15 protein-coding genes and 4 pseudogenes are annotated in these 20,336 nt (G+C 71.3%); 8 read left to right on the top strand and 11 right to left on the bottom strand.

Features of this window, described 5'->3' with window-relative positions:
* Window positions 1-307: 307 nt before the first annotated feature.
* The gene (locus tag OG715_RS38745; protein WP_266274550.1) at window positions 308-2,005 is read right to left on the bottom strand and encodes a GAF domain-containing sensor histidine kinase; all 1,698 of its coding nucleotides are present in this window, start codon (window positions 2,003-2,005) and stop codon (window positions 308-310) included.
* A gap of 97 nt (window positions 2,006-2,102) precedes the next feature.
* Window positions 2,103-2,309, bottom strand: coding sequence for a hypothetical protein (locus tag OG715_RS38740; protein ID WP_266272545.1), 207 nt, complete (start codon window positions 2,307-2,309; stop codon window positions 2,103-2,105).
* Window positions 2,310-2,452: 143 nt separating this feature from the next.
* Here OG715_RS38740 and OG715_RS38735 point away from each other — a divergent pair, with 143 nt between their 5' ends.
* From OG715_RS38735 to OG715_RS38725, 3 genes are all read left to right on the top strand, one after another.
* Window positions 2,453-3,259, top strand: a complete 807-nt coding sequence (locus tag OG715_RS38735) for a hypothetical protein (RefSeq protein ID WP_266272546.1) — start codon at window positions 2,453-2,455, stop codon at window positions 3,257-3,259.
* A 285-nt stretch (window positions 3,260-3,544) separates the two neighbouring features.
* Window positions 3,545-4,069: a hypothetical protein gene (locus tag OG715_RS38730; RefSeq protein ID WP_266272547.1), complete on the top strand. Its 525-nt coding sequence runs from the start codon at window positions 3,545-3,547 to the stop codon at window positions 4,067-4,069.
* Window positions 4,070-4,362: 293 nt separating this feature from the next.
* The gene (locus tag OG715_RS38725; RefSeq protein ID WP_266272548.1) at window positions 4,363-4,584 is read left to right on the top strand and encodes a hypothetical protein; all 222 of its coding nucleotides are present in this window, start codon (window positions 4,363-4,365) and stop codon (window positions 4,582-4,584) included.
* Between the two features lie 187 nt (window positions 4,585-4,771).
* Here the strand turns inward: OG715_RS38725 and OG715_RS38720 are convergent, their stop codons facing one another.
* Window positions 4,772-5,248 (bottom strand): VapA/VapB family virulence-associated protein, encoded by a 477-nt coding sequence (locus OG715_RS38720; RefSeq protein WP_266272549.1) that lies wholly within the window; start codon window positions 5,246-5,248, stop codon window positions 4,772-4,774.
* A gap of 534 nt (window positions 5,249-5,782) precedes the next feature.
* The gene (locus OG715_RS42555) at window positions 5,783-5,887 is read right to left on the bottom strand and encodes a pentapeptide repeat-containing protein (RefSeq protein ID WP_407661154.1); all 105 of its coding nucleotides are present in this window, start codon (window positions 5,885-5,887) and stop codon (window positions 5,783-5,785) included.
* 153 nt (window positions 5,888-6,040) lie between these two features.
* On the opposite strand from OG715_RS42555, the gene OG715_RS38715 reads away from it, so the two are divergent.
* The 3 genes and pseudogenes from OG715_RS38715 to OG715_RS38705 form a co-directional block, all read left to right on the top strand.
* Window positions 6,041-7,813 carry a lipoxygenase family protein gene (locus tag OG715_RS38715; protein WP_266272550.1) on the top strand — a complete coding sequence of 591 codons (1,773 nt, stop codon included), beginning with the start codon at window positions 6,041-6,043 and terminating at the stop codon, window positions 7,811-7,813.
* A gap of 246 nt (window positions 7,814-8,059) precedes the next feature.
* Window positions 8,060-9,367, top strand: a complete 1,308-nt coding sequence (locus OG715_RS38710) for an IS4 family transposase (RefSeq protein ID WP_266272551.1) — start codon at window positions 8,060-8,062, stop codon at window positions 9,365-9,367.
* Between the two features lie 196 nt (window positions 9,368-9,563).
* Window positions 9,564-9,932: pseudogene (locus OG715_RS38705) on the top strand (transposase); the annotation flags it as partial.
* On the opposite strand, the pseudogene OG715_RS38700 reads toward OG715_RS38705, so the two are convergent.
* Window positions 9,815-10,656, bottom strand: a pseudogene (locus OG715_RS38700) (ISAzo13-like element transposase-related protein); the annotation flags it as partial. The pseudogenes OG715_RS38705 and OG715_RS38700 overlap by 118 nt on opposite strands.
* 582 nt (window positions 10,657-11,238) lie before the next feature.
* Here OG715_RS38700 and ltrA point away from each other — a divergent pair.
* Window positions 11,239-12,501, top strand: coding sequence for a group II intron reverse transcriptase/maturase (gene ltrA / locus OG715_RS38695; protein WP_266272552.1), 1,263 nt, complete (start codon window positions 11,239-11,241; stop codon window positions 12,499-12,501).
* A gap of 86 nt (window positions 12,502-12,587) precedes the next feature.
* Here ltrA and OG715_RS38690 read toward each other — a convergent pair.
* The 6 genes and pseudogenes from OG715_RS38690 to OG715_RS38665 all read right to left on the bottom strand — a co-directional run.
* A pseudogene (locus OG715_RS38690) lies at window positions 12,588-13,541 on the bottom strand (ISAzo13 family transposase); the annotation flags it as partial.
* Window positions 13,542-13,557: 16 nt separating this feature from the next.
* Window positions 13,558-13,893: pseudogene (locus OG715_RS38685) on the bottom strand (transposase); the annotation flags it as partial.
* A gap of 157 nt (window positions 13,894-14,050) precedes the next feature.
* Window positions 14,051-14,254, bottom strand: coding sequence for a hypothetical protein (locus tag OG715_RS38680; RefSeq protein WP_266272553.1), 204 nt, complete (start codon window positions 14,252-14,254; stop codon window positions 14,051-14,053).
* A gap of 314 nt (window positions 14,255-14,568) precedes the next feature.
* Entirely contained in the window at window positions 14,569-15,156 is a 588-nt protein-coding gene (locus OG715_RS38675; RefSeq protein WP_266272554.1) for a hypothetical protein, read from the bottom strand.
* 157 nt (window positions 15,157-15,313) lie between these two features.
* Window positions 15,314-16,381, bottom strand: coding sequence for a right-handed parallel beta-helix repeat-containing protein (locus tag OG715_RS38670; RefSeq protein WP_266272556.1), 1,068 nt, complete (start codon window positions 16,379-16,381; stop codon window positions 15,314-15,316).
* 147 nt (window positions 16,382-16,528) lie between these two features.
* The gene (locus OG715_RS38665; RefSeq protein WP_266272558.1) at window positions 16,529-17,746 is read right to left on the bottom strand and encodes an ROK family transcriptional regulator; all 1,218 of its coding nucleotides are present in this window, start codon (window positions 17,744-17,746) and stop codon (window positions 16,529-16,531) included.
* Window positions 17,747-18,143: 397 nt separating this feature from the next.
* Between OG715_RS38665 and helR the strand changes: the two genes are divergently transcribed.
* The gene (gene helR, locus OG715_RS38660) at window positions 18,144-20,333 is read left to right on the top strand and encodes an RNA polymerase recycling motor ATPase HelR (RefSeq protein WP_266272559.1); all 2,190 of its coding nucleotides are present in this window, start codon (window positions 18,144-18,146) and stop codon (window positions 20,331-20,333) included.
* Window positions 20,334-20,336 lie beyond the last annotated feature (3 nt).

Raw genomic sequence — 20,336 nt, 5'->3', positions numbered from 1 at the left:
GGGGGACCGAAAGCCCCTCTCGCACCCGCCGATGCCGGACGACCACCGATGCCACGGCACCAGGCACCGCGCTGCTCGGCGAGCGGCACTGCCTGCGCCTGCCGGCCGGGGCACCGGGCTGGAGCGTCACCGTCCTCGGTACCGCCGAGGCCACCGGGGCAGGTGCTGCCGCCAGGGGCACCGCCCGCCGGCCGGTCGGCCATCCGGATCCACCCAGGGTGGGTGGCCGGCCGTCTCCTGCCCGCTGCCGCCATCGCCCCGCACGGCCCACACCGAGAACGCGCGGCCGCGTTCCCCCCGGCAGCGATCAGCCCTCCAACGGTGCCGCCCAGACGAGCCGGGCCCCGCCTTCGGAGGGACTCGACACCTCCAGCGTCCCGCCCAGACTCTCGGCACGGTCCGCCAAGTTGCGCAGCCCACTGCGCCGCCCCTGCTCCGGGATGCCGACGCCGTTGTCCTGCACGATCAGCACCACCTCGGCCCCGGTCGCCCGCAACGCCACCTCAACCCGGCCGGCCTTCGCGTGCCGGGCCGTGTTGCTCAGCGCCTCGCCCAGCACAGCCACCACGTGATCGGCCACCTGGCCCGGAACGTCCGTGTCGAGCAGGCCTTCCATGCTCAGCCTCGGTGCGAAGCCCAGCGCCGCCTGCGCCTCCTCGACCACCCGCACCACCCGCGAACGCAGTCCGTCGGCGACCGAATCCTCGCGCGCCCTCAGGCCGAAGATCGTCGACCGAATGATCTTGATCGTCTCGTCCAGGTCCCCGACCGCCCGCAGCACCCGGTCCGAAGCTCCGGAGTGCTCGATGAACCGGGCCGCGCTCTGCAAGGTCATCCCGGTCGCGAACAGCCGCTGGATCGCCAGGTCGTGCAGGTCACGGGCGATCCGGTCGCGGTCCTCCAGCATCGCGAGCTGCTCGGCGTCCCGGCGCCGCTCCGCCAGCTCCAGCGCCAGCGCGGCCTGGCCGGCGAATCCGAGCAGCGGGTCGATCTCGCGCTCGGTGAAGGCACGCTCCGCTGTCCGCCTGGCCAGCAGCAGCACCCCGTCGGTCTGCCCGTCCGCCCGACCCAACGGCACCGCCACCGCCGGCCCCAGACCGGAGAACCGGCGCGGCCCGCCGGTCAGCCGAGGGTCCTCCGCCAGATCCAGAGTCGTGACCGGGGACCCGAGGCTGAACGCCTCGCCCGACAGCGTCCCGGTCAGCGGCAGGTGGATTCCCGTCCGCGCGGACGGATCGCCCCCCAGCGCCAGTTCGACCCGCAGCCCCTCGCCGTCGCCCTCGCGCACCGACAGGTCGACCAGCTCGGCACCGGTGATCTCCAGCGCCCGCCGTGCGATCAGCTCCATCACCTCGCCACGCGTGGCACCCGACAGCAGGCCACGGGTGATCTCCGCGCTCGCACTCAGCCACCGCTGCTGGCTCTGCGCCTCCTCGTAGAGGCGCGCGTTGTCGATCGCCACCCCCGCGGCCACCGCCAGCGTCGCGATCACCGACTCGTCGTCGGCGTCGAACTGCTCCCCGTTCCTCTTGTCCGTCAGGTAGAGGTTGCCGAACGCCTCCTCCCGCACCCTCACCGGCACCCCGAGGAAGGTCCGCATCACCGGGTGGTGCGCCGGGCAGCCGTGCGAGGCCGGGTGCGCGGCCAGATCCTCCAGCCGCAACGCCTCAGGGTGGTGGATCAGCTCGCCGAGGATCCCCTTGCCGGTCGGGTAGGGCCCGATCCGGCCGATCTCCTCCTCGTCCAGGCCCACGGTCAGGAACTGGGACAACGACTCGCCGTCCGGACCGATCACCCCCAGCGCCGCATACCGTGCGTCCACCAGCACCGCCGCGGCCTCCACGATCCGCCGCAGCACCTGCGTCAGATCCAGCTCCCGGCCCACCGACAGCACCGCCTCCAGCAGGCTGTGCACCCGGTCCCGGGTACCCCGGGCCGCGTCGATCCGCGCCTGCAACTCCTCCAGCAGCTCGTCCAACCGCAGCTGCGGAATCCGCGACCGCATCTCGCCCTCGCTCACGCGAGCCTCCTCGTCTCCGGCCACCGACCGGTCGAATTCTGGCAGACACGTGTCCGGACGTGACAGTGGCCGGCCGCCGAGGTCACCGGCGAAGCCACCCGCCCGCTCCCCCACCACACTCCTCCTCGAGGCCGACGACATCGAAGCCCTCCCCCACGAGACCCCGACCCTCGTCCTCGGCTTCCTCGAAGCCGGCGCCTCCCCGTACGACACGGTCACCGGCCTCGTACGCCACGCCCTCCACGTCGCCGACGGCCTCCTCCCCGACCCCGCAGACCTGCGCCAGCATCTCGAAGGAGGTGGCCCGCGACGTCTACCTGGAGCCGGTGCGCGGCCTGCAGCTGGAGTCGCTGCTGAACGACGACGACAACCCCGTCAACGCGGAGAAGATCGCGGACTCGCGGCCCGCACCGGCCTGGTCCTGGACACCGCGTGAGCGGGCGCGGCCGCAGGGCGGCGCTGCCGCCGACCGGCTACCGCAGGGCGCCGGTGATCGACGCGGACGGCCTGGTGGTGCGCCCGGTCAGCGGCGCCGGCGCCGAACTGGGGGTGTGGGACTTCCGCGACTGCCCCGGCCCGGAGGACTTCCGCCGTCCGCTGGTGGCGGCGCTCGTCGAGCAGGGCCGCGACTGGGACAGCGCGGACACCTGGCGCTCCCAAGCCCGGATGCTGCGGATGTTCTTCAGGGAAGCGGCAGCGGCCGACCCGCCGATCGCCTCGGCCGGGCAGGTCACCACCGACTGGTGGAAGGCATGGGTCGGGGACGCGCACAACCGCCGGGTGCTGGCGGCGGTGCTGCGCCGGGTGCCGGACCTCCCGGAGGTGACCCGGGTGTTCATGGAGAAGCCGCAGCGGCAGTCGGCAGCCCGGCGCGTCAGGGGCAGCAAGCAGGCCCACACCAGGGCCGAGCTGACCACCGTGCGGGCCGCGGCCGCCGCCACCGTGCGCGCGGGCCGCCTGCGGATCGCAGCGAACACCGCACTGCTGGAACGCTGGCGCACGGGCCGGATCGACCGGGGTGATCCCGACCGGGTATTGGGGGAACTGCTGGACGTCCTCGCCCGCACTGGGGACCTGCCCCGGGAACAGGGCAAGGGCCAGCAGGTGACCAGGCTGGTCGAGCGGGCCTTCGGCTACCAGGGCACCCCGGCAGCGCTGACCCGAACTGCGTGCCCTGGTCGCCAACCCCCGCCTCCAGGTCCACGAGGACCCGAAGGCGTTCCTGACCTGCAACCATGACGCCTTCACCGCGCTGTGCAACCCGGACCGCGGCCGCCCGCGCGAGGCGGGCCGGGCCACCCCCGACCACTCCCGCTGCCAGGCGGCATGCCCGAACATCAGCCGCACCGACACCCCGATCGACGGCCTACGCCGCGAAATCGCCCGGATCGACGCCGACGCCACGGCCAGCCTCGACCCCTACCCCATTGCCGTCCGGGAACAGCAGCGCAAGGCCCGACTTGCCGACATCATCCACCGCCACCAAGTACAGCCGCCCGCTGGACCCGACGTTCAGGAACCGCGATGACCGCCCCCGCCCCCGACACCGGAGCAGCACGCGTGGCTGGCCTCGCACGGATCGTGGGCGAGGCCCTCGCGCTCACATCCGGCGATGCCCGGCCGGAGGAGGCCAAGGAGATCCGCGCGATCACCGACGCCATGGTCCGCCTGCTCATCGGCACCCCGCTGCGCTCCGAAGGCCAGCTGACCATCGTCTCCCTCGCCACCGAGGCCGGATTGCGGCGCAACAAGCTCACCCACAAGTACACCGGCCTCAAAGACCTGTTCTACGCCCTGGCCAAGGCCAATGGCGACCGCCCTGGGCCGGCCGCCGAGTCCGCGCGGACCCGTAGGCAGCAGGCGGACCTGGTGCGAGTCCGCGCCGAGCGCGACGAACTGCGCGCCCAAACCCAGCTCCTGGCCCGCGTGGTCCAGGTGCTGGAAATCGAGAACCATCGACTCAAGGAGACCAACGCGGTTCTGCAACGGCACCGCACCGCCCAAGCGGGCATCCCCGACCTCGCCAGCCGCGGGCGGCCGACCCTCTGACGATCCTGCCTCGGCGCCGTCGCGGGGCAGGCGCCACTGGTGGGAGCGGCGGCTGAGGCTGGCCACCCCTTGGCTTCCGGCGGCTGCGGAAACCAAGGGGCGGCGCCGGTGGTAGCGCTTCCCTGGTTTCAAGGCCGCGCCGGTGCCGGTCCTGCTGTCAGCCGATGTTGGTGTCGATCCAGTTGCGGTAGTAGCTGACCCCGCTGCTGACGCCGGGGGAGAGGAGCAGGGCAGTCCCGCCGTCCCAGAGCGCCACTCACGCAGGGTCCGCGCTAACACACGAAGGGGAAGAGATGAGCGCACCGAACTACGACGAGTTGCTGAAGGCCGTCGCCTCGCAGACCGAGGGCCTGGCCGCGTCCCTCGGCGCGCTGAAGGGTGCTCCGGCTCCGGTCAAGGCCCAGGCCCGGGCGTCCATCACCTCGAACCTGGCGGCCTACGAGGTGACCATCGGCGACAAGTACCTCAACGACGACATCGTCTACGCGGTCGGCAAGTCACTCGGCGCCAAGTAGGGAAGCCACCTTCACGGTCCGCAGATCCGGACCGTGCAGCCATCGCCGTCGCCGCCGCCTCCGGCCTTCTGCAACCGAGGGAGCCGGAGGCGGCCGAACGCGGGGCGGGCCCGCTGCCCTCGCTGTCCGCCGCCCCGGGTCAGAGACGGCAGCAGGTCCCCCGGGAGTCCGGGCGGCCTCGTGGCCGTCAGTGCTTGACGTCGATCTTTCCCTGCCCGCCCATGGCGCCGACACCCATCTGCGCTCCGCCGCCGACGAAGGAGCCGATGTACTCGCCGTCCAGGCCCCACAGGTTGATGTTGAACATGGCCGCAGTGGTGGTCGTCTCGAAGCGGGTGGTCCAGCCCGCGTAGTCACGCAGGTGACCGTTGGTCCACAGAGTGCCCCAGACGTCGCCGCCTCCGATGCTGAGGCCGCCTCCAGCACCGGTGATCTCGTACTCGACGCCCTGCTCGTCGGTGAAGTCCCCGGAGAACCCGCCTCCGAGGACGGAGAAGGAGTGCACGGACCCGGAGTAGGTGTACTTCTTGGGGACGATCACCGCCTGCCCAGCGATCAGGTCGGGGTCGATGGCCCGCTGGGCCGTGATCAGGTCGAGGTGGGACTCGGCGACCCGGCTGTAGTGGGCGGCCAGCTGCGGGTGCGCGATGTCGGGGGTGCTCATGGCGAGAGGTCCTCAGGTCGCTTCACGGAACGGTCCGTGCGCCGTTGCGCACGGCGGTTCGATCATCCCAGCCCCCATCCGGGCCTACTGCACCGACGTGTGTGAACAGGCCATCGAACAACCGAAGTTGGCTTCAACAACACGTGGCCGACTGTCCGCAACGGCCCTCGTTCCCGGCCATGCGTACGACCGGCCCTCTTCACGGTAGTTGGCACTCTCAGAACCGAGCCGAGAACGGAAACACCGCGGCGGACTGCACGGATCACGGCGAACCAGCCCGACCGCTACCCGAGGCAGGAGGGTTCGGGTCGAGCCCTACACGGTGCAGCAGGTGCCGGCGACGCCAGCCAGGCGGTTGAGCAGGAGTGGCAACTCTCGGTCTGCTGAGGGCCCGTCCCGATCACCGCAGCACCGCAGTGAGATCCGGTGACGAGCCTCCCCGGACGCGGTGCACGCCTGACCCGACCTCATCTGATCCTTCGAGGAGCTGGCCGCCGATCCCCTCCGGCCAGATTGTGGTGCGAACATCCCAAATCACCAAAGCCGGGTCGACCCGGTCAGGTCGGCATCGGTTAGGTCGGCCCCGCGAAAGTTGGTCTCGATCAGGGTGACGCCGGTCGGCTCGGCCTCGGTCGGGATGACCCGGTGCGGGTCAGTTCCGTGCAGAGGGGCACTGAGCCATCGGGGTGGACAGGCTCAGGGCCGTGCCTTGACCGGTACGAGCACTGGATACACCCCTGTGGAAGACTTCCGCCCACCCGGGGCGGGTCCTACTTCCCGGAGCGTGCCCACATGCCTGACCTCGATCGTCGTTCGGTGCTGAAGGCCGGCCTCGCCACACTCGCCGCCGCGGCCCCGGCACTGAGCAACAGCGCCGCCTGCGCGGCGCCCGCCCGCGCCGCGAGCGGCGTCACCGACCTGCTGAGCCCGGTGACGGACCTGCTCCTGGGCGACCTTCTCCCGGCGGGCCTGCCCAGCCCCTCCTGGGTGGCGCAGGCCGCGCCGGTGGCGCTGCGCGCGTTCGGCAACGCGCAGGCGGTCACGCAGTCGGGCCGCTGGACGTTCGAGCGGTCGGTGGGCAACGCGCCGGCGTGGGTGAGCGGCGTGGGTGCGCCGACCGGGCTGGCCGACCTGCTCGGTCTCTACCCCGGACCCGTTGTCGGCGGCGACGTCATCAAGACCCTGGACGGCTACCGGGCGGTGTTCACGCCCCCGCAGCTGGACCTGCCTGCGATCGCCGACACGTTCACCACGGAGGAGACCTTCGCGGAGGGGTTCGTCGCAGGCCCCGACCCCACACGCCTGGTGCGTCTGGACGCTGTCCCGGAAAAGTTCCCGCTCACCAGTGAGCACCTGGCGTCGGTGCCCGAGCTCGGCGGCGGGGAACTGTCGACCGCGATCGCGGCCGGACGGGTCTACTGGGTCGACTACGCGCTGACGGCCGACCTGGTCAGCGGCAGGCACGGCGACGGCACCCCCAAGTACGTCTACTCACCCATGATCGCCTTCTGCGTGGCCGTGACCGGCGGCGCACCGCGGGCGTTCGCGATCCAGTGCGGCCAGGACCCGGCGGGCCGCCGGATCTACACCCCCGCCGACGGATACAGCTGGCGCCTGGCCCGCAACTGCGTGCAGGCCACCCACCACAGCGTCCACGAAGCCCTCACCCACCTCGCCTTCACCCACCTGGTGATCGGCCGGCTCATGGAGGCCGCCGCCCCGACCCTGACCTCCGCCCACCCGCTCAGCCCGCTCCTCAAGCACCACTTCGACGGCACCCCCTTCATCAACAGCCAGGTCCCCGTGCTGCTGACCGCCCCGGGCGCCTGGTTCGACGTCCTCGCCGCCCCCACCCAGCCGAGCATGAACGCCTGGATCGAGGGGCAGCTCGACGCCTTCTCCTTCCGCGCCGCTGCCCTGCCCGCCCGGCTGGCCGCCCACGGAACCGGCGACACCCGCGCGCTCGGCCACTACCCCTACCGGGACGACGGCCTGCTGATCTGGAACGCGACCAGCGCGTGGGTCACCGACTTCGTCGGCGCGTTCTACGCCTCCGACGCCCAGGTCCGCGCCGACACAGCCCTCCAGGCCTTCGCTGCCCGCGTACGCCTGGCCGACTTCGGCCGCTCGCCAGGACACGTCGAGGACCGCCAGGACCTGGTCGAGATCCTCACCACCCTGGTGTGGATCGCCGGACCGCAGCACGCCGCCGTCAACTTCTCCCAGAACGACTGGATGTCCTACCTCCCCGCCGCGCCGCTCGCCGGCTTCACCCCGGAACCGACGGGCACCGGCCACACCGAGCAGGACTGGCTCGACAACCTCCCGCCCGCCGACGTCGCCCTCCTCCAAGCAGGGGTCGGCAACCTGCTCACGGCCGTCCACAACACCCCGCTCGGTGACTACGGCCTCGACTTCACCCTCACCCGCGCCTCCACCGCCGCCGGACGCTTCACCCAGAGCCTGATCGCGGCCGAACGCGAGATCAACAGCCGCAACCGGCTCCGCGCCCGCCCCTACACCTACCTGCTGCCCTCCCAGATCCCCAAGAGCATCAGCATCTGAGGCGCGCCCCAACGAGCCACTCTCGGAACCGGCGGGCCACGGACGGGGCAGCGCCGTCAAAGGCGTGGTCACAGATCCCCTAGTACCAACGCCGTTCAGTTAGGCGTGGGGTCCGTTCGTCAAGACCGGTGAACGAGACAGCGGAGCTGCTGTAGAAGAGGTCTGTCACTCCAAGACATCCTCACCACAGGAGCTCCGCTGTTGGAACAGGCTGCCATATCAAGGACGTTCGGGGTAGCGGCCGGGGTGTTCGCCCCAGGCCATCTTGGTGAATTGACCCGGATCGTGCCGTTCGAGATGGTCGACGAGGTGCTGGTGGCGACCCGGGCGGTCGAGCGGCGGATCCGGCTGGTGCCGGCGCGGGTCACCGTGTATCTCCTGCTGGCCGGGGCGTTGTTCGCCGAACTCGGCTACCAGCAGGTCTTCGACCGGTTGCGCGCCGGTCTGGCAGGCCTGGCGCCCGCCCGGCCGAGCGGCAGCGCGTTGCGGCAGGCCCGCCAGCGCCTGGGGCCAGCGCCGCTGAAGGCACTGTTCGACCTGGTGCGCGGCCCGGCGGCCACGACCGCGGCCCAGGCGCGGTGGCGCGGGCTGCTGGTGGTCGCGGTCGACGGCACGCTCCTGCCCGTGCCGGACGCCCCGGCCAACCTGGCCGTCTTCACCAAGCAGCGGTGCAACAACGGGTCCGGCGGCTACCCGCAGATCCGGCTGACAGCACTGGTGGCCTGCGGAACGAGGGCGGTGGTAGGAGCCGTGTTCGGCCCGGCCACCACCGGCGAGCTGGAATACGCCGGCCGCCTGGCAGGTGATCTGCGCGCAGGGATGCTGCTGCTGGGCGACCGCAACTTCGCCGCCGCCGACCTGCTGAACCGCCTGGCCGCCACCGGCGCCGACCTGCTGGTGCGGTGCAAGTCCGGCCGCAGGCTGCCGCCGGTGGCCCGCTGCGGCGACGGCTCGTTCCTGGCCCGGCTCGGCACGCTGACCGTCCGGATCATCGACGCCGAGATCAGCATCGTCACGTCCCGAGGGGCCCGCACCGGCCACTACCGGCTGCTGACCACCCTCACCGATCCGTCGGAGCACCCCGCCCGCGAACTCGTCCGGCTCTACCACGAACGCTGGGAGATCGAGACGGCCTACGCGGAGCTCAAGTCCACGATCCTGGGCGGCCGGGTCCTGCGCGCCCGCACCCCGGCCGGGGTCGAGCAGGAGGTCTGGGCCCTGCTGGTCGCCTACCAGGCGCTGCGGACCGCAATGACCGACGCCACCGACAGCATCCCGGGCACCGACCCCGACCGGGCCGGCTTCACCGTCGCCCTGTCCGCCGCCCGCGACCAGCTGATCCTGGCCACAGGCCTCATCGCCGACACCACGATCGACCTGGTCGGAGCCATCGGCCGCAACGTGCTCGCCCACCTCCTGCCCCAGCGGCGGGTCCGCACCAAGGACCGCATCGTCAAACGCGCGATCTCCAAGTACAACGCACGCGGACCCGCCATCGACCGCGCCACCTACAAGGCCACCATCAGCATCAACATGCTCACAACCGACCCTTGACACGGTCCCGACCGCCCTAACTGAACAGCGTTGCCCCTAGTACTCCAGCAGGACTTCTCCATTTCTGCTGGTCAACGGTTTGGGAGTGGGAGTGTAGCGGGCGGGCGTCAGGTCAGGGGCGGTCTTCATGGGGCCGCCCCTCGATCGTGTGCAGCCGTCGTTGGTAGTGGCAGCGGCGGGGCAGCCTCCAGTCGTGATCAACGCCTCAGAACCCGCACCGTGGGACCGTGAACTCGAAGAGCTTCTCCTCCGTGTCGGCGTGCACTTCGGCCGCGTGGAACCGCGCCGTCGGATGCGCGACTACGTCCGCGGCCTGCTCGGCCCGGTGGGTCGCAAGAACGGCTGGCAGCTGGCCGAATACGCCGGCCACTCCACCCCCGGTGGCCTCCAGCACCTGCTCGCCGGCGCCCGCTGGAACGCGGACGAGATCCGCGACGAGATCCAGCGCTACGTCGCCGAACACCTCGGCGAAGCCGACGGAGTTCTGATCATCGACGACACCGGCTTCGTCAAGAAGGGCACCACCTCTGCGGGAGTGCAGCGCCAGTACTCCGGAACCGCGGGGGCTCGTATCTGAATAACTGTCAGGTTTGATCTCCCTTGTCGGCGGACTCGGGCAGAAGGGCTTGGAGCTGTTCGAGGGTTCGGGCGGGCGGTCCGGGCAGCGGTGTGACGTCGATGCGGTGTAGGTCAAGGAGCCGGTGGCCGTCCTGGAACTGGTTGGAGAGGTTGGTGCGGGTGACGCCCAGCAGCTGGGCCAGGAGGGTGCTGGTGATCGCCCGGCGACGGCGCAACAGCGCTGCCAGGAGGCGGTGGTAGTGGTCGATGCTGCTGGTCTGCGGGTGGAGGTAGCTGCGGGGACGGTGGAAGCGCCGCTGGAAGGCGGCCTCGGCGAGGGCGTCCCAGTACGGCTCCGAGACTGCCACCAGGCGCTCGAAGTCGGACCGTGGCATGCCGCTCAGGGCCGGATCGCTGAGCATCGCGGTCAGGGCGGGGTCGATCCGCCGGGCGGCCGCCGGCACCTCCGGGGGGCGGGGTGGAACGGGGGCGAGGGTGTAGTTCCAGTCGCCGTGGAATGCATCGGGCGTGATCGGCAGGGCCTGGAACTCGGCAGCGGCAACCGTGGAACCCAGGCGGTAGCTGCCGGTGTCCAGCTCGGCGCCGATGGTCAGGCCGGTTCGGGTGGTCGTCGCGGCTATCGTCTCGATGACGACCTCGTAGCTGGTCAGCGGTCGGCCGCGCCAGTTCGCGGTGATGTGGCAGAACATTCGGTGTTCGATCTTGTTCCAGTGTGTCCTGAATGCAGAGGGGAATTCGATGTAGGACGAGTTCTTGAGGCAGTGCTGCGTGACCGATGAAGGAATGGCCCTTCGAAGTCGCCCTGCGGGGGGAGGCTTCAAACCGCCTCATGCTGCGTTAGCCGAAGACTGTCGTGGTGAGCGATGAGGAAAAGGCGTCCAAGAGGCGTCAGGTGGGGATCAGGGAGACGAACGCAAGTGAATCGTTGCTGACGTGTCGAAAAGATTCCGACGACATCAAAACCGGGAAGCTTGGAACCGTCCCGGGATAAGCCTGGCGGGAGCCCGCCGACTGGCCAGGCGGTGTCCGGCATGGAGACGACGTGAACCTGGTCTGCTGCGGTCGCGTGGAACAGGAGAAGGCGCGGACCGATACAGCCCGTCCTGGTAGGGGCGGGCGAGAGGGAGCACCCCGAGCGGTAGTGCCGTGAAGGGGCCGAGTACCGATGCGGACGCGCCGGCGGACCGGCTCGTAGTAGTGAAGAAGCTCCTGTAATGGGGGTCGAGCGAAGGGGCCGGGTTGTTCGTGACTGAGCTGATCGCATCAACCGGAACATGTCCGGGAGGAGTTCGGTGAGCCAGTTGAAGTCACGGGCCAAACCGTTTGAGATTTCCAAGTGGGAAGTCAAGGAAGCATGGGAGGAAGTGAGGGCCAACAAGGGAGCACCGGGGGTGGATGGACAGAGTGTCGCCGACTTCGAGAAAGACCTGAAGAACAACCTCTACAAGGTCTGGAACAGGATGTCGTCGGGCTCCTATTTTCCTCCACCGGTGCGCGCGGTGGCTATTCCAAAGCCGCATGGCGGCGGCGAGAGAATCCTCGGGATTCCTGCTGTCGCTGACCGTGTGGCCCAAACCGTCGTGGCCCGGCACTTGGTGCGACGGGTGGATCCTGTTTTCCATCCGGACAGCTTCGGGTACCGGCCCGGACGGTCTGCCCTGGATGCCGTGGAGAAGTGTCGGGAACGCAGCTGGAAGCGGGACTGGGTAGTCGAGTTCGACATCTCCAAGTTCTTCGACAGTGTGCCCTGGGACCTCCTGGTCAAGGCAGTGGAAGCGCACACCGACGCCGTTTGGGTGAAGTTGTACGTGCAGCGGTGGCTCGCCGCCCCGCTCAAGATGCCCGACGGCACCCTGCTGGAACGGGAGCGCGGGACGCCGCAAGGCGCCCCGGTTTCTCCTGTCTTGGCGAACCTGTTCCTGCACTACGCGTTCGACGTCTGGATGGCCCGGGAGTTCCCGACCGTCCCCTTCGAACGCTACGCGGATGACGCGGTCGTGCACTGCGTCACTGAGCGTCAGGCCCGCCAGGTGCTGGCCGCGCTCTCGGACAGGATGGCCGAAGTCGGGCTGCATCTGCACCCGGCCAAGACCCGGATCGTGTACTGCCAGGACGGCCTGCGGCGTGGCTCGTACGAGCACACGTCGTTCACGTTCCTGGGGTTCACATTCCGCCAGCGCCAGATGCGGGACAAGAACGGCCGCATCAGATGGTCGTTCCGTCCTGCTGTCAGCAACGACGCCCTCAAACGACTCGGCGAGGAAGTCCGCTCCTGGCGGCTCCACCGGCGGGTCGACCTCACCGTGGAAGAGCTCGCGAAGCGGATCAATCCGATCGTCGCGGGCTGGATGCAGTACTACGGCCGGTTCTACCGATCGGCCCTGTATCCGATCCTGATGCGCATCAATGCCTACCTGGTGCGCTGGCTCCGTAACAAGTACAAACGGTTTCGCGCGATGAGGAAGGCCATCGCGGCCTTCCAGAGGGCAGCCAAGCGCCGCCCGGGGACGTTCGCGCAGTGGAGGTGGACCAGTTCCCCCTCCCTGGCCTGGTGATCAGGACGACAGGAGCCGTATGACGGGAGATCGTCACGTACGGATCTGTGGGAGCCGGAGGGTGAGAATCCCTCCGGCTACCCGACCTTCGACGTGCCCGGCGGGAAGTGGCGGACCGTGATCTCCAGGCCGCTCTCCAGGGCGAAGGCGGCGAGGTGCTTCTTCCAGGTCCAGCGGCGGGGATCGTTGGAGCCGCCGGCGTCGGCGGTGATCAGCAACCGGGTGGCGTTCGGGTGGTGCACCCGTCCCCGGTTCCGCCACCAGCGGCGTATGGACTCGACCGCGAACTCGGCGGTGTCGTGGTCGGTCCCGACGTTGACCCAGCCGGTGTTGGTCGCGATGTCGTAGATTCCGTACGGGATGGCGACGGGTTGGTCGCTGGTGGTGAAGGTGTGGCAGTCGACCTCGATCGGATTCTTGCCCGGCCTCCAGGTGCGGCCGGGCCGGTCCCGGCTGCCGAGCCATTCCTTGGCCTTGGTGTCGACGCTGATCACCGGCTGCCGGTCGTCGAGAAAGGCAGCGGCCGTGGCGTTCAAGTGGCCGAACTGGGCGTCGCGGTCCGGATGGCCGGCGCCTTCGGTGGTCTTGACGGTGCCCTGCAGGCTGTAGCCCCGGCCGTGCAGCAGACGCCCGACGGTTGCGGCACTGACCGGATGGCCCTGCGACGTGAGGGTCGAGGCCAGGCTCCGCAGCGACAAGGTGGTCCACCGCAGCGGCGAGACGGGATCACCCCGGGTGTGCGGCTCGATCAGCGCCTCGAGCGCCGCCGACAGCCCGGGGTCGGTGATCGTCAACGGCTTACGGCCGGCTCCCGCAGCCCTGACCCTCCGCGTCGGCACAGGGTCCCCGGTCAGCTCGGTCACGCCACGCGAGACGGTGGAAGCACTGGTCCCGGAGGCGGCGGCTACCAGTGAGATCCCTCCGTGGCCGATCGCCACAGCTTCGCTGGCCAGGTAGAGCCGACGGCGCCGCTCGTCGAGATGCGGCAGGATCCGATCGAACTTGGCCCGTAATGCGGTGACGGGCGGACGCACAGGCATGGTCCACCCTCCCACCAACTCCACAAGAGCAAGCAGTAATTGAAATACAAGCCCCGGCGGTGCCGGAGTACTGGCGCTGCACTCCCGCAGAGGTGGTGCCCTTCTTGACGAAGCCGGTGTCGTCGATGATCAGGACACCGGCGTCGTCGCCAAGCCGTTCGGCGACGTAGTGCTGGAGGTCGTCGCGGAGGTCGTCCGCATCCCAGCAAGAGCCGGCGAGGAGGTGCTGGAGTCCGTCAGGCGTGGCGTGGCCCGCGTATTCGGCCAGTTGCCAGCCGTTCTTGCGACCGACCGGGCCCAGCAAGCCGGCGGCCTTCAGCGCCACTGCGGCGCCAGGAGGGAACCCGCCCATTCTCTCACTGCCTTCCACTCGCAAGGAACGCGCTCGAAGACGTGCGACGGACCGACTCGGCCTCCACTGCACGGGCCCGCCTTTCAGGGCGGGCCTTCATGTCTCGGGCAGGGCTCGTCCGCCACCCGGAGGAGCGAGCCCTCCGCGAAGCGTCCGGTCAGGCGAAGTCCTCCTCGGAGACTGAGACTTGGGCTTCGCCCTCCGGCGTGTCCGGACCGCCTTCGCCTTCGAAGTCGGCTTCTACTGGCTCAGCCCGGTGTTTGAACATCGCCGACGCCGCGACTGCGGCCAGGGCTGCGGCTCCGGCCACAGCTCCGGCCACTGCGGGAGTGCGGTTCTTCTTGGGGTTGGTCTCTGCCATGGTTCGCAGGGTAGCCCCAGGAGAAGTGAGACGGCGGCAGGCCCGAAGCTTCGCCGTACCCGGCGGTTCGGACCGTACCGGTGCACCTATTGCGGCAACGCCTGGTGAACGAGGCGCCTCAGCAGCACCTCGCGGTGGACAACCTCCGTGGAGCTTCCGACTATCTCGACGTAGCGGTTCGCACTCGCCGCCTCCCGGCCCTGCGCGCCCGGAGCGTTCAGCAATGAAAGATCAACGTTGTCCGGGGGCGGACGGCGTCGAGGCCCGGTCCGGTGGGATCACCGGGCCGGGCCTCGACGTGCTGGCTGGCGTGGTCAGGCCTGCCAGTGGGGCTTGCCGCTGACCATGCGGCAGGTGATCACGCGGCCGCCGGCCTCGTGGGTGGTGCGGCCGAGGTCGGCGTCGCGGCAGAACTGGCCGGCCTTGTAGCAGTTGCCCGCGTTGGACTTGATCTCGCAGTCACCGGCGGCGGCCGCGGGCTTGGTCTCGGCCGGGGTCGGGTCGGTGGGCGGCTGGGCGGTGGTCGCCTTGGGCTGGGGCGCGGCCTTGGTGGGGGTCGGCTGGGCGGCCTTGGGCGGGGCGGTGGTCGGCACAACCGGCGCGACCGGGGCCACCGGTGCGACCGGGGCGGGTTCGGCCGCCGGCTTGGTCGGCTCGGGTACGACGGCGGTCGGCGCGGGCGCCGGGGGCGGCGTCTGGACAGGTGCGGCGGCCGGGGTGGTGGCGGCCGGGGGCGGGGTGGTGACCGCTGCCGGGGTGACCGGGGCCGCCGGGGTGGTGACCGCGACGGTGGCGGTGTCGGCCGCCGTCGGGTCGCAGCCCGTGAGGGCGAGACCGACCGTGAAGACGAGTCCGGCGACAGCGGCCAGGCCGCGACGACCGCCGCGCATCCGTGAAGGCATGGACGTGAACGCTCCGTTCCACTTGAAAGAGGATCGCGAGTCAACCAGACCTTTCACACCATCTGTCCATCGTTCAAGCACTTGTAAGCAGATCGAGATCCAGCCATCACGGAGAGTGGCCGGACTCGCCAGTACGATCACCCACCGCCCACGGCCGCTACGGAGTCACGGCGATGTTGGTCAGTCCGGCCGTCGCGCCGGTGACGGTGTTGGACGCGTACACCACGTTGGGCCGCCCCGCGCAGGCCGAGACCGAGGTGATCCGGATCGCGTACGCGCCGGTGCCGCCGAGGTCCGAGGTGTTGCCGCGCCAGGTGTTCCCGCAGCCGTTCGGGAAGGACGGGGAGGTGACCGGATTGTGCGTCTCGTAACCGTTGGCGAAGGTGCCGGGCGCGGCGAAGGTGCCGCGGTTGCCCTCGACGAGGTAGCCGCTGCCCTTGACGTCCACCCACGAATCGGCGGAGTTCTCGCCACTGATGCCGCGCCCGTCGAAGGTGTTGCCCCGGATGGTGCCGCCCGAGGTGCCCTCCTTCACGTCGATGCCCTCGGCGGCGACGTACGGGCCGATCCGGTTGTTCTCGACCAGGACCCGGTCCGAACGGTCGGCGCCGCCGGTGTTGCCGTGGCAGCCCCAGTTGGAGTTCGCCGAGCCCAGGTAGACGCCCTCGCCGTACCCGGGCTGGGCCTGCCCGGTGTACTCGACGACCGAGTTGCGCAGCACGCCGTCGGCGGAGGAGCGGCGGAAGTGCACACCCTCGTCCTCGACATGGTGCACGTACAGGCCGTCGGCCACCACGTGCGGCGAACTGTCCAGCACGACGCCCTTCTTGGAGTCCTTCACGGTGAATCCGGTGAGGTTCCAGTAGGGCGCGCCGTACAGCCAGAGGCCGTAGCCGGAGTCCCAACCGGAGGTCGGGACCGGGCAGGAGGGAGCGGAGCCCGACGGGCCGTCGTTCACGAGGACGGCGGTGCGCGGTCCGGTGAGCGTCACCGGCTGGGCGGCCGTCCCGGCCCGCTGGGCGACGAACGAGCCGCGGTACTCGCCGGGCGCGAGCCTGATCGTCTGCCCGGGAGCGGCCGCCGCCAGCGCGGCCCGCAACTGGGCGGCGGTGGACACGTCCACGGTCTGTGCGACGGGCCGGACGGCCGCAGCGGCGGGGGCGGCGGCAGCGAGCAGCAGGGCCGCAGCGGTGGCGGCGGCCAGGACGGCGGGGTTCGGGGACACGGGACCTCCGGGGCGGCGGTGGCGGAGTCGATCAAGTTAAGGTCCCTTACTTTCTTCCCCGGCCCGCCCGCCGCCACGCCTGCGCCCCGTCCGGCCCGACCCTGCCCCGTCCGGCCCGACCCTGCCCCGCCCTGCCCCGGCAAGACCTCAGTCCGTCGGCGACGAGCGGCGCTCGAAGACCTCGGGGCGGGCGAGGTCGAGCGCCGTGGCGACGGCCCCGAGCAGGACCGCCTCCTCGCCGAGGCGGCTGGCGGCGAGGGTGGGCCGCATCGGCGTGAGGCGGTGCAGGGCCTGGCCGAGGGGTTCGAGCAGGAGGTCCGCGCTGCCGCCTATGCCGCCGCCGAGCACGATCAGGTCCGGGTCGAGGACGGCGGACACCACGGCGAGCGCGTAGGCGAGCTGCCCGGCCGTGCGGTGCACGGCGGCGGCGGCCAGCGGGTCACCGGCGCGGGCCTCGTCGAAGACCTGCTTCGCCGTCAACGGGCCCGTCATGCCGAGGTCCAGCGCCGTCCGGACGACCGCCTCCGCCGCGGCGACCTGCTCGACGGTGCCGCCCGGGGTGCCGTCGGGGTGCGGCGGGAGCGGGACCATGCCCACCTCGCCGAGCGCGCCGTGGGCGCCGAGCAGTGGCTCGCCGTCCTTGACCACGCCGACACCGAGGCCCGTCCCGGCCACCAGGTAGACGAACATCCGGCTGCCGCTCCCCCGCCCGGCACCGAGGGTGTACTCGCCGAGCGCGGCCAGGTTGGCGTCGTTGCCGACGGTGATCGTGGTCTCCAGCCCGGCCGCGATCCGGTCGAACAGCCCGGGTCTGCCCCAGCCCGGCAGGCTGGTGGCGTACCGCACACCGCGCCGCTCCTCGTCCCAGACGCCCGGGGTGGCGATCACGGCGTGCACGATGTCGGCCGCCGCGACCCCGGCCTCGGCGGTGGTCTCCCGGGCCGCGGCCACCACGGCGTCGGCCACCGCGTTCGCCGTCCGCCCCTTGTTCGGGATGTCGCGGCGGGCCACGATGTCCCCGGCGAGGTCGGCGACGGCGACCCTCAGCCGGGCCCGGCCGATGTCGACGCCGAGCACGTGCCCGGCGAGCGGGTCGGGCTCGTACAGGACGGCGGTCCGCCCGCGCTCGGGGACGAAGCGCCCGGCCTCGCGGGCCAGCCCGGCCTGTTCCAGGGCGGCCAGCGCGGCGGAGACGGTGGGCTTGGACAGACCGGTGTCACGGGCGAGTTGGGCGCGCGAGGACGGGCCCCCGAGGCGCAGCCGTTCGAGCAGCAGCCACTCGTTGTTGCTGCGCAGCCGCTGCCGGTTCCACGGCTGCGCCGGCGTGGGGCCCGGCGGAACAGTGGTCGGCAGGTCGCGGCTCATCAAGTCCTCCGGTCCGGTTGCTTCTCCCGGGCACGACACCGCCCTGGGCACCAGCCAGTATGACCCGTTGTCACACCGCCCACCGGCGGGGTTCCCGGCCGGCACCGGCACCGGCAGGACGCGGCACGGAGGAGGGCGGAACGCCGCGAGGAGGCGGACGGGACGCACCGGGGAGCGCGGAAGGGGAACCGGGGAGGACGGAGGACCGGGAGGAAGGGCGGCGGGAGCGGTAGTTCGTCACACTCCTCTTGCCAGCTCTAACCTATACCGCAAGGGGGGCCTTGCCGCAAGGCCCCCGTCCTGCCGCACAATCAACGGTCTGTACCCGGAACGAGCCCCCTCGGAGTTTTGCTCAGTGCACCAGCCCCAGTCGGAACAACGGATCGGAACCGCTGCCATGACCACCCCCACCACCAGCGTGTTCGACCTTCCCGACCGTCTCTCCGCCAAGGCGGACCCGGCCCTGGTCGGCCCGGACGAGCGGCACTTCGCGGCCGTCACGGAGAGCCTTGACCGGACGATCGCCGAGGCCTCCGACGGCCTCGACGCCGCCCTCCGCGCTCCCGGCGGCTCCGGCCGGGCCTCGATGGACCGGGACCTGGAGGTCCACCGGCTGACCGGCCGGCTGCGCGCCCTGCGCCGCTTCGGGCTGGACCTGTGCCTGGGGCGGATCGTCCCGGCGGACGGCGACGAGCCGGTGTACATCGGGCGCCTCGGCCTGACCGACCCCGAGGGCCGCCGGCTGCTGATCGACTGGCGTTCGCCCGCCGCCGAACCGTTCTTCGCCGCGACCCACGCCGGCCCGATGGGCCTGGCCAGCCGCCGCCGCTACCGCTGGACCAGGGGTCGGATCACCGACTACTGGGACGAGGTGTTCGCCGCCGAGGGCCTCGACGGGCACGCCGCCCTGGACGACCAGTCGGCGTTCATCGCCACGCTGGGCACCAGCCGCTCGGCGAAGATGCGGGACGTGCTGGCCACCATCCAGGCCGACCAGGACGCCATCGTCCGGGCCGGCTCGCGCGGTGCGCTGGTCGTCGACGGCGGTCCCGGCACGGGCAAGACCGTGGTCGCCCTGCACCGCTCCGCGTACCTGCTCTACTCCGACCCGCGCCTGGGGCACCGGCGCGGCGGCCTGCTGTTCGTCGGCCCGCACCAGCCCTACCTGGACTACGTCGCCGACGTGCTGCCCAGCCTCGGCGAGGAGGGGGTGCAGACCTGCACCGTGCGGGACCTGGTCGCCGAAGGCGCGGGCGCGGCGGCCGAGCCCGACCCGGAGGTGGCCCGGCTGAAGTCCTCGGCGGGCATGGTGCGGGCGGTGGACCAGGCCGTGCGGATCTACGAGGAGCCGCCCACCGAGGGCATGACGGTCACGACCGACTGGGCGGACGTCCGGCTGGACCCCGACGACTGGGCCGAGGCCTTCTCGGCCACCGACCCGGGCACGCCGCACAACGAGGCGCGCGAGGAGGTGTGGGCGGAGCTGGCGGAGATCCTGCTGGCGAAGCTGAAGGGCGGCGAGGACATCCCGGTCGAGCTGTTCCAGCGCTCGCTGCGGCGGGACCGGGAGCTGGTCGCGGCCCTGCACCGGGCCTGGCCGCTGCTGGAGGCCGCCGACGTGGTCGGCGATCTGTGGACGGTGCCCGCCTACCTGCGGCTGTGCGCCCCCTGGCTCGCCCCCGAGGAGGTCCGGCTGCTGCAGCGCGCCGAGCCGCAGGCGTGGACGGTGTCGGACCTGCCGATCCTGGACGCGGCCCGGCAGCGGCTCGGCGACCCGGCGGACGCCCGCCGCAAGCGCCGGGAGCAGGTCGCCCTGGCCGCCGAACGCGACCGGATGGCCGATGTCATCACCGCCATCATCGACTCCGACCACGACGGCGAGGGGGCCGTCGCCATGCTGCGCGGCCAGGACCTCAAGGACACCCTGGTCGACGGCAGTTCCCTGCCCACCGTGGCCCCGGACCGGTTGGCCGGGCCGTTCGCTCACATCGTGGTCGACGAGGCGCAGGAACTCACCGACGCCGAGTGGCAGATGCTGCTGTCGCGCTGCCCGTCCCGGAGCTTCACCATCGTCGGCGACCGGGCCCAGGCCCGGGACGGTTTCACCGAGTCCTGGCAGGAGCGGCTGGCCCGGATCGGTCTCGACCGCGCCCAGGTGGCCTCGCTGAGCGTCAACTACCGGACGCCGGAGGAGGTCATGGCGGAGGCCGAGCCGGTGATCCGGGCCGCCCTGCCGGACGCCAACGTCCCCACCTCGGTGCGCAGCAGCGGGGTGCCGGTCACCCGCGGTCCGCTCGCCGATCTGGACGGCATGCTGGCCGACTGGCTGGCGGCGCACGCCGAGGGCACGGCCTGCGTCATCGGCGACGCGGCCTTCGCGGCGGAGTTCGGCGCGAGCGGCCGCGAGGAGTTCCGGGCGAGCGGCCGGATCCGGGCGCTCACGCCGCGGCTGGCGAAGGGGCTGGAGTTCGACCTGGTCGTCCTGGTCGACCCGGCGGGCTTCGGCGAGGGCGTCGGCGGCGCCGTGGACCGCTATGTCGCGATGACCCGGGCGACCCGGCAGCTGGTCGTGCTCACCGGGGCCTGACCG

Origin of the sequence: Kitasatospora purpeofusca, from assembly GCF_036010405.1 — a bacterium.
Taxonomy (GTDB): domain Bacteria; phylum Actinomycetota; class Actinomycetes; order Streptomycetales; family Streptomycetaceae; genus Kitasatospora; species Kitasatospora purpeofusca.
This window is presented reverse-complemented; position numbering and strand designations above follow the sequence as displayed.